Genomic DNA, 14,126 nt, shown 5'->3' with positions numbered 1-14,126 from the left:
ATATATAGATATACAGTGCTTTTAAATTTATATCAAAGGGGCAAAAATATGGAAAATTCAGTAAAAGATTTCGAATTGCACTTAAAACAACAGGGACTGTCAACAAATAGCATTGATTCATACTTATATGCTGTAAAGTATTTTCTTGAAAATTACGATTTGGAGCTTGAAGGGGTTCTGGAATATAAAGGATATTTGTTAGAACGCTTTAAGCCTAAAACAGTAAATTTACGTATTCAAGGGCTTAATAAGTTTTTGAAATTTTCAGGTAATGATGATCTTTGTTTGAAAGCAATCAAAATTCAGCAAAAAAATTATTTAGAGGATGTTATCAGTTATGCCGATTATCTGTTCTTAAAGCGGAAGTTAAAAAAAGATGGGAATATGAAGTGGTACTTCGTTGTTTGGTTCTTAGGTGCAACAGGTGCTCGAGTGAGTGAACTAGTCAAAATCAAGACTGAACATATTGATATTGGATATTTTGATATTTATTCAAAAGGTGGCAAGATTCGGCGATTATATATTCCTAAGCGATTAAAGAACGAAACAAGTATCTGGATAGAAAATGAAAACAGAACATCGGGCTATTTATTCCTAAACAAATATGGCGAGCAGATCACACCACGCGGTATTGCTCAACAGCTTAAAAATTATGCTAATAAATATGGCTTAGATACAAAAATCGTCTACCCTCATTCGTTTCGTCATATGTATGCTAAACGATTTTTGGAGAAATTTAATGATATTTCCCTATTAGCAGATTTAATGGGGCACGAAAGTATTGAAACTACTCGTATTTACCTAAGACGAACATCAACAGAACAACAGAATATTGTTAATAAAATAGTGACTTGGTAACATTTTATGAGTTCTCACTGTAGGCTTACAGCATATAGTGAGGATTTTTTAATAAAAAAGGGAATCAGAAGCATCTGATTCCCTTAGATGCACACCGAAGTGATACACCCCAATTAGATATGTTGATTTTAGCATTATTATTCAGGATTTTCAAGTTCTAGATATAAAAGAATAAATACCTTCAATTTTCTTATTAGAATCCATCCCGAGTAATGATCCATAAGTTGAACGAGGTATACTTTTAAAAAGTCTCTCTTTCGCACTCTCGAATTGACGAACATATGCTTTGATCTCCGTTTTGGAGTACCCATATTTTTTTAAGACAAATATAAGTAAAATCAGATAATCAATAATTTTATCAAACGTGATATCTTCAATGTTAGTCTCCAACATTAAAAATTGTTTAAGCCCCCTTGCGATGCCATCATGATTAAAATTTGCATCAAAAATAGCAGAATTATGCATTGTTGCATTTCTCAAATCTGTTAATGTAAAAACGATATTTTGCAACATACGTCCATTCTGGTTAAACGATGCGCTTTGTAACCCATTAGCCTCCGATACTTTAAGTCTCCATTCCTTACTTAAACGACTTATAAAGTGTCCGAATTGTCCAAAGGTTATTAATTCAAAGAAAACCCACAAAGGTATTGGTTTACTGTTATGAACAAAATGGCTTAGTGCATCATTTTTTCCATAATTATATCCAATCGTCTGATCCATGACTGATCTAAAATCAAGTCTTCCTTTTATGCCATCTCTAAACTTTCTAATCTCCTTCTTATCATTACTATTTCTGTCATAATCTAAATAATCAGTTAGTTTCGTCTTATAAATAGACTCTATATCTGAATTTTGTCGGGTAACTACAGCATCAATTGTTCGATTCTTCATACTAGTTTCTACTAGGATAATCATTGGATAAAAAATTCGTTTTATCTCAAAGTCAAAAGAATAGATAGCCGTGATTTGTGAAAAATCATCAAAATTCTGTATATTTTTGGTAGATTTTATAAAACGGTATCTCTTATATCCATGATAGTATCCCATATTCATTAATGATTTTTTATTCTTTCCACCATTTATTGAAACATTGTGATCATTTCGAATATGTCTCATCAAAGCATCAATCGATTTTCCTTTTTCCAAATGTTGTTCTCCCCTCAGCTTTTTTACTGATGTTATTTTATCACACTTAATATTAGCTATAACATCAAAAATACTGTTCTTACCGAGACAGCGGGAATTTTTATAATTATTATTATTCTTCTGACGCCTATTATCAGAACTTGCCGAAAGGATGGGGTAAAACACTCTTTGGTAATATTGTCTACTTGCTGTCTGGACGTGATTTATCAGTAGCTAAGTATTCTGATTCTGTACAAAAAGGGATACCATATATTACAGGAGCTAGTAATTTTTGTGATGGAATCATTACAACATCAAGATTTACTGAATTTCCAACAGTTATATCTGAAAAAAAAGATATTTTAATAACAGTTAAAGGTACAGTGGGCGAGCTTGCAGTTAATCCATATTATAAAGCTCATATTGCTCGACAAATTATGGCTATTAGACCTTATTTAGTTAATAATGAATTCCTAAAGATTTATTTAGAGACAAAAATTGATAATATGAAGTTACAATCACAGAGTATGATTCCCGGAATATCTCGTGAAGTACTCCTAAAATTATTAATTGCATTGCCCCCAAAAACAGAACAATTAAGAATTACAAATCTAATTAAGAAATTATTTCAAGAATTCGAAGAAATAACATGACTTTGGTATTAATTTCTTGTTGTTCTCGAATTGTTGGAAGAGGTATGGGAAGTACATCAATTTTCTTAGAATTTAGAGTTTTACCTTTAATTGCAGATATAGTTTCACCTGAATTACTTATTATCGGAAGGACAAGATATAAATAATTTCTAAGCACATTATTGTTATCCCAGTAAGGAAAAATAGATATTATTGCTTCATTATGCACAGAATTTTTGCCTAACAAATTTGTTTTTCCTATGCTCAATTTAAAACTCATGATAAGAGTACCTTTTGGAGAAACAATTCCCTTAAATACTTCCTCTACTGCTTTATTTGTTATTTTTCGGGTTGTTCTTCCGATATACTTATCTTTTCCCATATCAGCAATTGAAATCCAAGGAAAGCCTTCGTGATTAGTCCAGTAGTTTTTGTTTTTCGTATTTGGTGTTTTTCCGATCCTATAGTTAACGATGTTTTTTAGTGGTACTATTTCCCAACTATCAGGCAAGTTCTGATAATAGGCGTTATCACCATCTTTTACAATCTCTGTTTCAACTAGATCTTTCTTTTTGATCTTACCTTCTTCATACAATCTCTGTTTTTCAGCCCTAATTTTTTCAAGTAGCACAGACGCTGGTTCGTCGTTTGGATCTTGTGGCACTAGCTTTCCTTGCATAGCAATATCAAGCACTTTTTGTTTTAGTTGGGAAGCAAGTTGTTGCAAAGCATTCTGATCAGAATCAATACATTCAACTAATGAAAGATAGTCTGATAGGACAGATACAATCTGTTTCTGTTCAGAACTAGGAGGTATTGGAATCAAAATCTCCTTCAGCTTCTTTAAGGATAAAAATTTTTGATTTCCTCCAGAAGCACATTTTCTTAATCTTTTCTCAGAGTATTGTAAATAGTCACGGATGAATTTAGAATTTTGCTCAATCGTTAATCTTTTGAATAGCGCAACGTTTTTTATAGAATATTCAAATTCAACTTTCGGAGCTACAACTGGTTTTCCAATAGTTCCTATCATAGCCATCAAAATATCACCAGCTTCAACTCGAGAGCGCTGATTAAACTTTTGACTATCTTCATCAGAGATGTAGTTAACATTCTTGAAGTCTATTTTTCCATCACCTAGATTCTTACTCGTGACAAACGGAATTCCAGAATCGAAATATTTTGGTGTGTCATGTGTCCCATCTCTTACATCCATATAAGAGCCTAATTTTGCCCATTCCCATCCATCAGGTAGTTCATATGGAACATCTAATTTCTTCACAGTCCCATCAGCAAACTTCTCATAATGTAAACCATCATCACCTTTAAAAATCTCGGTTTCGTTCTTATCACGCTTGATTTTCTTTTGTTTAATGAGTTCTTCTTTTTCTGCTTTGATCCGCTTTAGAAGTTCGCTTGCTGGCTCATCATTTGGATCTTGTGGAACTAATTTCCCCCGCATCGCCAAATCTAAGATCTTTTCTCTAAGCACTTTTGTATCGATCATTCTTTTACATCCCCCAATAATTCTTGAAGTTGTGCTACAGCATTTGAAATATTGTTAGATTTTTTCTGCATCAATTCAAGGATCTCTGAAATCGTGTAATCAGGTGTATCACTTTCTGCTTCCATCCAATTAACGTCAAGACTTGTGTTATCTCGCGCTTTGATCTGCTCGATCGTATACTTACGCCAACGACCATTTGGAGTATCTTCACTCCATGTTTCCTTTCGATTTTCCATATCATCACGTTTATAACATTCGATAAATTCCGCAAAATCTTTAACATTTAATGGATTACGTTTTCCAAATTTACGCATATTATTACGCATATCAAAGAACCAAATATCCTTCGTATTATCCTTTTCTGTCGTGCCACGAGTAAAGAATAACACATTAGTTTGGACCCCTTGAGCATAAAAAATACCAGTTGGAAGTCGCAAGATCGTATGCAAGTTACACTTATCCATTAAATCTTTTCTGATAGACTCACCTACACCACTATCAAACAAGACATTATCCGGAACAACGACCGCAGCACGTGCTTTACCATCAGTTTTTAAAGAATTATAGATAGTTTGTAAAAAGTTCAACTGCTTATTACTTGTTTCATAAGTCAAGTCATCACGAGTAGCACGCTCGCCCCCTTTTTTAGTTCCAAATGGTGGATTAGTTAAGACAAGATCAAAATCTTTCATCCATTTACCATTTGCTGACAATGAATCTCCTTGATCTAGTCGACCTTCAATATCATGCAGCAAAGCATTCATCAATGCTAGTTTATGTGTATTAGGAACAAGTTCCATCCCGCTCAAAGCTTCTTTTTTCTGAAATTCAACTTCCTCAGGTGAAAGATCAAAAAAGTCATCGTACTTTTCCTTTAAATAATGATCAGCTGCTATCATAAATCCAAAAGTACCTGCAGCGGGATCGTTAAGGCGTTCACCTTTCTTAGGATCCATTAGTTGGACCATCACATCGATCAACACTCGTGGGGTAAAGTATTGACCAGCACCTGATTTGGTTTCATTCGCATTTTTTTCAAGCAATCCTTCATACAGATCACCTAACCCTTCATGTTTAGCAGAATACCAATCTAAAGTATCGATATCCTTGATGATCTTCTCTAGATTTTTAGGTTCATCAATACTCGTTGAAGCATCAGCATAGATCATATTGAGACGCTTATCTTTAGCAACATCAGGATCTCCTAGATCTTGCAAAAGTTTTTTATAGAATTTCTTCAGCTCTAATCCTTCTTTTGAAACTAAATTATCCCAACGATAATCTTTTGGAATGACGGACTCAGTTTCTTGCTCTTTCATCATTTTCAAAAATAAAATATACGTTAATTCTGTCACATAGTTTTGGTAACTGATCCCATCATCCCGAAGCACATCAGCCATTTTCCACAATTTCTGTACAATTTCATTATTTGTCACGTTACAATTCTCCTCGTTACTCTGCTTAAGCAATATATAGTTGCTCATTTAATAATTGAATGATGTTGTCTACATTCTCTCCAATCTGTTTTAATGCAAATTTATAACCACCTTGTTGTTTCCAAACTTCCGTAGTATTAAAGTACTGTTCTGCCGTTGGGGCTAGTACAGGTTCCTTAAGTAATTGTTTCTCGATTTTTTCTAACCACCGCATCTGTCTAGGATTCCAATCTTCCACACCATAAACTTTTTGCATAGCCCTTTTAATACGGGTCTCATGATCAACTAACTCCGTACCGAGTGCTGCCTGCCGAATAAAGCTGATGATATCAGCTGCAATGTATTCTTTCTTTTCTTGACGCCAAGCATCCTGTAAAGCCTTTTCTTCAAATTTATTTTCTTTCAAGCGCAACCTGATCTCACGTAAATCTTGATAAGTCAGATCTTTTGGACGTGTCACAACTACTTGCAAAGCAGGGATCAAGTTCATATTTTCCCTAATGAACTTATTAAATTCATTTAAATAGTCACCCGGTTTAGTATTACCTGCACCATATCCTCTAGCTACTTCAAGGAGCCTATCTTCATGTATTGAGATAACTACTGGATCTTTAGACGTATACCAAGAAGCAACACGTTGAATATTTTCAGTCTGAGCTTCTAATTCAGCTTTATTCATACTTTTTAAGCTTTGGATCCATAAAGTTAAGTCTTTGATACTTCCCCTACTTAGACTAGTTATCTCTGCCTCGTCTTCTGCTTTAAGTCTCTGTTTTTTACGATGTAACTTGGCAACCAGTTCTTCTTTAAAGAAGGCAAATTCAGCATTATCTTCCGCTTCTAGTGCCTTTTCAAGGATCTCTTGTATCGTCTGTTTTGGATTTTTGACAACAGGCTGCATATCTGTAATATTTTGTAGATAATCATACAAGTGGACAGCATCAAAAATTCTAAATGAATCTTTGCCGATTTTTGGACATAAACGAGTTGCACGACCTAACATTTGATCATATAGGATACGTGATCGAACTCGTCGCATAAAGACCAAATTTTCGATTTCAGGAACATCAATTCCCGTTGTCAATAAATCAACTGTAACAACAATATTTGGATATTTTTCATTTTTAAACCGTTTGATCTCTTGCTCTGGATGCCTGATATAACCTGTTATTTTTTCAATAGCATCATCATCAACAGGAATATCATTTGTAGCATATGCTTCTTTTAATAGTCGAACTATCAAGTCTGCATGTTGATCATTTACTGCAAAGATTAGTGTTTTACCTGGTTCATTAGGATCAATATATGACGTCAATCCATCGAGAATAGCACGGTTAAAGTTTTCCGTGATAACTTTTTTATTGAATTGATCTACTTCAAACTCAAGCTCATCATCAAGATGAATTTTATCGATCTTTTTATATTTATCATCCCACGCATCAACCTCTGTATTGGCAGCAAATTTGATTCCATTCTTTGCTAATTCCGTTTCAAATTCATAAGGTGGCTCATGATCAACTAAGTATCCATCAACGACAGCATCAGTATATGAATAAGTATATATTGGTGCACCGAATATCTCTGTCGTATGTGAAGCAGGTGTTGCAGTTAATCCAAGAACTGTAGCGTCAAAATAATCTATGACTCTGCGATATTGACTAACATAATCTTTTTGCTCTTGATAAAACTGCTCCTCCTCACTCATATCCTTATCTTCTGTGTATCCACGATGCGCCTCATCAACGATAATAAAATCATACGTACCTACAGACGGTCTTTCATTAGTATCTTCTTTAAAGAATAAGCGACGCACCATTCCCTGAACGGTTGCGATATGGATCTTAGTATCTTGTTCTGGCAAAATATCGCCAATTTCTTTAACATCATAGATATCCGCCAGCGATATATTATCAACTTTGTTATCCTTCAACGCATCTGCTGCTTGGATCCCTAAACTTTTTCTATCGACTAAAAACAATATTCGTCGAGCACGCTTCGTTTTGATCAAACGATACATCAAGGCCAAAGCTATGCGAGTTTTTCCTGTCCCAGTTGCTAACGCAAGCAACATGCGTCTTTTTTTCTCTGCAAGGCCCTTTTCAACGGCTTCAATCGCCGCAATTTGATACTTTCGTTCGACAAATTCAGGATAAGGTTCTTCTTTTAATTCTTTTTCGGCTTTTTTTTCATCAACAACTAGCTTTTGCAGCAGATCTTGTGGACTATGCCAACTTTCCAAAGCATATGATGCCTTTTGCGGTGTCCGAGCATCCCAGAACCAGACCCCCGACTGTTCAGCCAGTTGTTTCAAATATGGACGCCCATTTGTAGCATAAATAAATGGGACTTTATATCCATCATTTACTTCATCAAAAGTATACTCCAAAGCTGAAGCCACTTCTTTAGCATATTCTTTTGATTGAACTATATCACCAGCAACAGACTGATTATATTTTTTGGCTTCAATAATACCGACAAGTTTAAGTCCGATAAATAATGCGTAATCAGCCCGATGTCCGTTTTTAGTTGGAAACTCTGCAATTGCCTTATTTTTACCTTTCTCTGGGCGAGCACCATTACACCAATCAAGTTCTTTTGTATCAGCTTCCCAACCTGCATCCCGTAGTTGTTCATCAATGAACATTATTCTCGTTTGCTTTTCAGTTAAATCATTATTACGCAAAAACTTCCTTGAACGTTGTCTACGATCAGATTTTAATTTATTAAATGATGCCTCGCTTTCATCCTTCTGAGACCGTGCTATTTTTTCTAATTGAGCTTGGAATTCTTGCTTCTCAGATTCAGCTAATTCGATTTGTGCTTTGAGTTTGGCGATCTCTTCAGCGTTAAATTTGTCGATATCCTTAGGTTCAATAAATTCAGTCGTTTTAAAGTTCAAATCTCCATAGACTTCCATAAACCAATTTGATAAATAATGAGACAAACGAAGCATGTTCATTGCCTCTCTCTCATCATCATAACCATCATGTACAGCTTTATTGCCAACTATACGAATTTTATGAAAAATAGCCGAAATATCCGAGTCTAATACACCTACACGCTCTAATTCACGAAGTTTATCTACTTGTGTTTCTAGATTCCACGGTGTTAATCTTTCCAAAGAAAAAATCGCTTCCGTCATTTGCTCTGCAAATTGGCGAATTTTAATCATGGAAATATTTGGATCACTATAGACATTTACCTCTGCACGCCCACCTAATTTCGCAAATATTGGCCATTGTTTTTGAAACATATCGAAATTACTCATTTTAAACTCAACCCTTTAATTTCTTATCTCACAATCAGCTCTCGAGAGCTTTGCACTTAGTATTTATTTATATTTTCGCTCAAATTTTAGTTCTCATAATAAAATTATAAAGAACTTTTACCATACAAGTATTATATCACGTTTTTTCAAGAAAATATGGGAAACTATAACTACGTATGCTAACTATATGACAGCGTAAAAACTTGCAAAGCACGTGCATATATCAGACAATATGTTCATCGTATCGACGATTTATGATAAGAATCGTATACTGTTTTTATCATCCATTTAGGGTGACATAGAAAAGGTGATTATTTGCAAAATAAATTAGGTATTACTGATCAAGCGGAGTTAGCGAAACAAGAAGAGAGCTTATCTAAAAAGAGAGCTAAAGAATTGATCGAAACCAAAAAATTATTTGAGTTTGAAATTGGAACCTTTAAGGGCTTATCGGCTATTCACCACTATCTATTCCAAGATATTTACGATTTTGCAGATAAAATACGTGATGTAAACCTTGCAAAAGATGATTTTTCAAGGGCTCTATACTTTTTACTGTGTAATGATACTATTTCATTACGCAGTTTTTGATTTATCATAAAATAAAGAGTATCCTGGTATACACAAAAAGAGCCATAATGGCATCTTTCTCTTGTGTATCCTACCACGAAAACTCAATTAGAAAGTATGGTGTCCATTATGACCTCTTTAAATTATACTACAAATATTATTGATTCAACAGTTAAATCTTGCCTTAATTGTCATGACCCGCATCTTATCTTTGATGACGAACCTTATAAAGATACTCTTAGAGGAACTAAATATCTCCTTTTCCCTGCTACTATTTACTTCTTGCCTCAGGAATTAGCTGATTTTAGATGTCATAATTGTGGTTTTACCTCTTTCTATCGTAATGGGTTCACTCCTATGCATCTTATAAAAGTTCCTTCTGTCAATTCAACATATCAAACAGCTATTGCTGCTCGTTCTGCCAGGATCCGTTGTCGTAACTGTAACTCTACTTGCTCCGCAAGCTCTGAGCTCACTGATCATGGTTGTCAGATCTCTAAACTCCTTAAAGCCAAAATAGCTGTCAGATTAAGAATGGATATCAGTGCTAAAACTATCGCATTTGAAGAAGGTGTTTCTGCCTCTACTGTCAATCGCACGCTAGACTCTACTCGTTGCGAGTTTCGGAATAACTTTAACTTCTTACCGCTCCATCTGTGCTTTGATGAATTCAGAGGCACTCACAACACATACCACTTTATTTGTCTAGATGCTGATAACCACGCCATTCAGACTATCTTACCTAACCGATTGAAACAGACTATTTTCAACTATTTCATGCGTTTCCCCGCTCCTGTAAGAAGCTTAGTTCGTACTGTTAGCTGTGATCTGAATTCGTACTACGTTGATCTTATCAAAAAGCTTTTCCCTAATGCTAAGATCATCATCGATAGATTTCACATCGTTCAAATGCTCAATCGCGCCGTAAATTCAATGCGTACTGATCTGATGAATCGGTTTGATAATAATTCTAAAAATTATAAGCTGTTTAAACGTAATTGGAAGCTCTTTTTAAAACGATATGATGATCTAAACTGTACCTATCAGTTTTATGAAAGATCTCAACGTGAATGGGTGACTGCGGAACAGTTAGTCAATCAAGGACTTCAATTAGCTGATCAAGACTTCCGCAAAGCATATTGGGACTATCAACGGCTCTTAGAGGTTATTGATGACCCAACACCTTCTAAAATAAAAATATTCAAGCAGTGCCTTACTGAAGTAAATCAAAAATACTCTGGCTCCCGTTCTGAAGCATCTAAGGCTGACAAAGCACTTCTAACACTTTATGATAATTTGATTCCCGTCATTACAGCTTTAGAACCCCAATATTGTCACTATACTAATGGGCCTTTAGAGGGGATAAATCGTAAAATAAAACAGATCCAAAGAACAGCCTATGGTTATCGTAATTTTGAACATCTCAAAGCTCGTATCTATCTCCAAACATATCTTGGTAAAGATACAAGAAGTTCTGTGAAAATAGCCTAAGCTATTCTCACAGAGCTTCTCTAAAAATATTTAATCTTTACACAGTGGTTGACAAAGAGCCAGTGTTTTTAAAGTATGATCTGTGCTCTAGTCGCGGTTGCCACCAGCACCAGTAAAGATATTCAACAAGAAGATAAAAATGTTGATAAAATCTAAATAGAGCTGTAAAGCACCCATCAAGGCCAAATTATTAACATTTACTTGTGAACCCATTTGAAGATACATTTGACGTAAGCGTTGGGTATCCCAAGCTGTCAGACCAGCAAAGATCACTAAACCGATAAAGGAAAAGACATAAGTGATCATTGGGCTTTGCAAGAACAAGTTGATCAACGAGACGATGATAAACGCGATCAAAGCGGCACGAGCTTGGCGACCGATCCCTGAGAGATCTTTTTTAGTTGTTGAGCCCATAAAGGACAAAACAGCAAACATCACAAAGGCGGAAACAAAAGCACTGGTAATGTTTTGAGCAGTGTAGACGATAAAGATCCCACTAAAGAGTAGACCTTCCAACCCTGCAAAGACGAACAAACCTAAAGCACTCACTAAAGGTGAACGTTGTGACTTAAGCGACGACATGGAGTAAGCCAAAACTAATTGGACCCCAAAGACTGCAAATAAGGCGATCGGATTACTCATAAACCGGATCACAGTTGGGCTAAACGAACCAAAGAAAGCCGTTAGCGCCGAAACTGCTACTGCAGCACTCATATACCCATACATCTTAGTAAAGAAACTGTTCAAGCCGGCATTACTATTGTTGTAAACTTCGGGATTATTATTCATAAAATTCTCCTTCTTTCAAGTATTTAATTGATCATAAATGTAGCTAATCTTGCTGACGCGGAGGCCGAGCCATGACAACTGAATCTAAAACACGTTCATTTTGACGGTTACTACCCTCAACTGAGATCATCACAACTTCTTTCATCGTATCAACTTTGATCACTTCAAAACTGAATGTGACGATCTCATCATGATAGACTGGCCGAATGAAGTTAGCTGAAAAATTCACCACTTCACTCCCAGGTCCAGGTAATAATTTTGAAACTGAGCTCGTAATGATCCCACTCAACAATACTGGCGGTACAACTGGACCAGCGTGCCCTAATTTTTGTGCATATTCATTTTGAATATACAGTGGGTTATTATCGTTAGTCAGTCCCAAATAGATCAATAGATCTCGTTCTGAGATACTTTCCGTTACAGTCAATGAATCGCCTTCTTTGATCTCAGCGATCGTTTTGCCCTGCCGATGCACATCATCAGGCATATAGCTTCACCTTCCTCTAAGTGGTCTGCCTTAATAATAGCATACCCCTTCTTTTTGCTCAAACGTTAGGTCTAGATCAAATTACCTAGATTTAGGGATAATTATTGTTCTTGCGCATTATATTGGGTACAATGTAATAAAATTTAAAAAATCGGAGTGATATGATGCGTTTAAAACGCGATTTTAGCTTACATTGGAAAAATTATCTGATCCTCTTTTTAGTGGTCGAACTTTCACTTGAGGTCGCGGTTATCCCCCTCTTTAATGCGTGGACTTCGTTACTATTGAATTTAGGTGCGATCCCCTATTTATCTTATACCAATGCACTTTCACTCGTTACGAGCCATCCCTATATCACCTTGGGCTTACTTTTGGAATTGATCATTTTGATCATCTGTGTTTTTGGACAATTTGCACTCATCCTAAATGGTGTTGTTTTGATCAGGCAAGATGAATTCAGCTTTCGTGCGATCTTAAAAAACACGGCTCGGCAATTACGCCAGCTTGATCCACTCGGGATCTTCTTTTTTGCCGGCTATTTCTTATTGATCGTGCCTTTTAGTGGGATCTTCTTTAGTTCGCCACTTTTGAGTAAAGTAGTCATTCCTGAATTTATCTTGGATTTTCTCTTACAAAAGCCGCTTTATGCAACTTTGATCAGTATTTTTTATTTAGCGATCTTTATTTTGAGCATCCGCTTGCTCTTTGTTTTACCCCTGATGCTTTTTGAAAAAGTCAAGATCAAAACAGCACTCGCGCAAAGTTGGCAACTGACTAAAAACAAGTTTTGGTCTTATACGCTAAAACTCCTAAAGATCTCACTTATTGCGCTTATCACCAACTTAGGGCTGACTGGTATTTTATACTCGATCCAGCTTGGACTCGATCAGACTTCTCCGTTGAGTGCACTTATTGGTGGAAGTATCAATGTCACCTTACTGCAGATCGGCTCATTTCTGATCTCGGTCTGGGCTAGCGTTGCTCTTTTGCAGCTCATTTTACCAACCAATGTTCCTTTAGCGACTTACAAAAGCACTAAAAAAAGCTGGCTCAGCAAGATAGCTAAGCCATTGTTCGCTTTATTTACACTTGGAACTCTTTTAGGTAACGGGGCCTACTTAGTTCATTTAGGTCAAACACCATTGATCATCTCACACCGTGGAGTCGATGCAAAAAATGGCGTCCAAAATACGATCCCTGCTCTTCGTAAGACTGCCCAAGCTAAACCAAATTACATCGAGATCGATATTCAAGAAACCAAAGATCATAAATTTGTCGTCATGCATGATGAAAATCTAAAGCAACTCGCCGATCTTGATACTAGCCCCCAAGAGCTGACACTGGCTCAATTGACTGCTTTGACCGTACACGAAAATGGTCACCAAGCTAAGATCCCTAGTTTCGACGAGTATCTGAGCGTTGCCAAGCAATACAAGCAAAAACTATTAGTCGAGATCAAGACAACTAAACGTGATTCAAAAAATATGTTAAAAAATTTCTTTGACACATACAAAACTACGCTCAAACAAAATAATCATGAGTTACAATCACTTGACTATAAAGTTATTACTAATGCTAAAAAATATGCTCCTACACTAAATGCTTACTATATCCTACCGTATAATTTCATCTTCCCGCAGACACCAGCTAATGGTTATACGATGGAAAAGACAACGTTAAATGACTCTTTTGTCACCCAAGCCAAGCTCAGTTTTAAAAAAGTTTATTCTTGGACTGTCAATAGCGAGGAAGATCTTAAAAAGGCTGCTTTCTTGGATGTAGATGGGATAATCACCGATAATGTCACTGAAGCAAGATGGGTCTACCATAACTTCAATGCTAATACCAGTTATGCTAACCGCTTGTTAGATGCTGTCATTCTCTTACCTGAATAACAAAAAACCTCACTATGCTGTTAAAAATCTGCATCATAGTGAGGTTTTGTTATTCATAGAGCGCT

10 protein-coding genes and 1 pseudogene are annotated in these 14,126 nt (G+C 35.8%); 5 read left to right on the top strand and 6 right to left on the bottom strand.

The window, feature by feature from the left end:
* Positions 1 to 48 precede the first annotated feature (48 nt).
* Entirely contained in the window at positions 49 to 858 is an 810-nt protein-coding gene (locus CPS94_RS02340) for a tyrosine-type recombinase/integrase (RefSeq protein ID WP_004048084.1), read from the top strand.
* A 150-nt stretch (positions 859 to 1,008) separates the two neighbouring features.
* Here the strand turns inward: CPS94_RS02340 and CPS94_RS02335 are convergent, their stop codons facing one another.
* Positions 1,009 to 2,007, bottom strand: coding sequence for an Abi family protein (locus CPS94_RS02335; RefSeq protein ID WP_004048082.1), 999 nt, complete (start codon positions 2,005 to 2,007; stop codon positions 1,009 to 1,011).
* 140 nt (positions 2,008 to 2,147) lie between these two features.
* Here CPS94_RS02335 and CPS94_RS02330 point away from each other — a divergent pair, with 140 nt between their 5' ends.
* Positions 2,148 to 2,639: a restriction endonuclease subunit S gene (locus tag CPS94_RS02330; protein WP_112195387.1), complete on the top strand. Its 492-nt coding sequence runs from the start codon at positions 2,148 to 2,150 to the stop codon at positions 2,637 to 2,639.
* Here the strand turns inward: CPS94_RS02330 and CPS94_RS02325 are convergent.
* The 3 genes from CPS94_RS02325 to hsdR are packed head-to-tail and all read right to left on the bottom strand — an operon-like array spanning position 2,602 to position 8,829.
* Complete coding sequence (locus tag CPS94_RS02325) at positions 2,602 to 4,125, bottom strand: restriction endonuclease subunit S (RefSeq protein WP_112286352.1); 1,524 nt, start codon at positions 4,123 to 4,125, stop codon at positions 2,602 to 2,604. The two genes, CPS94_RS02330 and CPS94_RS02325, sit on opposite strands and share 38 nt — an antisense overlap.
* Positions 4,122 to 5,561 carry a class I SAM-dependent DNA methyltransferase gene (locus CPS94_RS02320; protein WP_004048088.1) on the bottom strand — a complete coding sequence of 480 codons (1,440 nt, stop codon included), beginning with the start codon at positions 5,559 to 5,561 and terminating at the stop codon, positions 4,122 to 4,124. The genes CPS94_RS02325 and CPS94_RS02320 overlap by 4 nt, the downstream gene beginning before the upstream one ends.
* A gap of 25 nt (positions 5,562 to 5,586) precedes the next feature.
* On the bottom strand, positions 5,587 to 8,829 hold the full coding sequence (gene hsdR / locus CPS94_RS02315; protein WP_112195393.1) for a type I restriction-modification system endonuclease: 3,243 nt from the start codon (positions 8,827 to 8,829) through the stop codon (positions 5,587 to 5,589).
* A 315-nt stretch (positions 8,830 to 9,144) separates the two neighbouring features.
* On the opposite strand from hsdR, the pseudogene CPS94_RS02310 reads away from it, so the two are divergent.
* Positions 9,145 to 9,363 (top strand): annotated as a pseudogene (locus CPS94_RS02310) (cell division protein); the annotation flags it as partial.
* Positions 9,364 to 9,756: 393 nt separating this feature from the next.
* Complete coding sequence (locus CPS94_RS02305; RefSeq protein WP_238145371.1) at positions 9,757 to 10,890, top strand: ISL3 family transposase; 1,134 nt, start codon at positions 9,757 to 9,759, stop codon at positions 10,888 to 10,890.
* 87 nt (positions 10,891 to 10,977) lie between these two features.
* Here the strand turns inward: CPS94_RS02305 and CPS94_RS02300 are convergent, their stop codons facing one another.
* Complete coding sequence (locus tag CPS94_RS02300) at positions 10,978 to 11,679, bottom strand: Bax inhibitor-1/YccA family protein (RefSeq protein ID WP_004048096.1); 702 nt, start codon at positions 11,677 to 11,679, stop codon at positions 10,978 to 10,980.
* A gap of 43 nt (positions 11,680 to 11,722) precedes the next feature.
* Entirely contained in the window at positions 11,723 to 12,166 is a 444-nt protein-coding gene (locus CPS94_RS02295) for a MaoC/PaaZ C-terminal domain-containing protein (protein ID WP_004048097.1), read from the bottom strand.
* A 164-nt stretch (positions 12,167 to 12,330) separates the two neighbouring features.
* Between CPS94_RS02295 and CPS94_RS02290 the strand changes: the two genes are divergently transcribed.
* On the top strand, positions 12,331 to 14,061 hold the full coding sequence (locus tag CPS94_RS02290) for a glycerophosphoryl diester phosphodiesterase membrane domain-containing protein (RefSeq protein ID WP_004048098.1): 1,731 nt from the start codon (positions 12,331 to 12,333) through the stop codon (positions 14,059 to 14,061).
* Positions 14,062 to 14,126 lie beyond the last annotated feature (65 nt).

Origin of the sequence: Ligilactobacillus murinus (assembly GCF_003288115.1) — a bacterium.
GTDB lineage: Bacteria > Bacillota > Bacilli > Lactobacillales > Lactobacillaceae > Ligilactobacillus > Ligilactobacillus murinus.
The sequence above is the reverse complement of the archived record's forward strand: the minus strand, read 5'-3'. Positions and strand labels throughout refer to the sequence as shown.

Excerpts from the sequence above, each read along its gene's own strand:
- CPS94_RS02340 (WP_004048084.1), top strand. The coding sequence starts at position 49 with ATGGAAAATTCAGTAAAAGATTTCGAATTGCACTTAAAACAACAGGGA.
- CPS94_RS02325 (WP_112286352.1), bottom strand. The coding sequence starts at position 4,125 with ATGATCGATACAAAAGTGCTTAGAGAAAAGATCTTAGATTTGGCGATG.
- hsdR (WP_112195393.1), bottom strand. The coding sequence starts at position 8,829 with ATGAGTAATTTCGATATGTTTCAAAAACAATGGCCAATATTTGCGAAA.
- CPS94_RS02305 (WP_238145371.1), top strand. The coding sequence starts at position 9,757 with ATGCATCTTATAAAAGTTCCTTCTGTCAATTCAACATATCAAACAGCT.
- CPS94_RS02300 (WP_004048096.1), bottom strand. The coding sequence starts at position 11,679 with ATGAATAATAATCCCGAAGTTTACAACAATAGTAATGCCGGCTTGAAC.
- CPS94_RS02295 (WP_004048097.1), bottom strand. The coding sequence starts at position 12,166 with ATGCCTGATGATGTGCATCGGCAGGGCAAAACGATCGCTGAGATCAAA.
- CPS94_RS02290 (WP_004048098.1), top strand. The coding sequence starts at position 12,331 with ATGCGTTTAAAACGCGATTTTAGCTTACATTGGAAAAATTATCTGATC.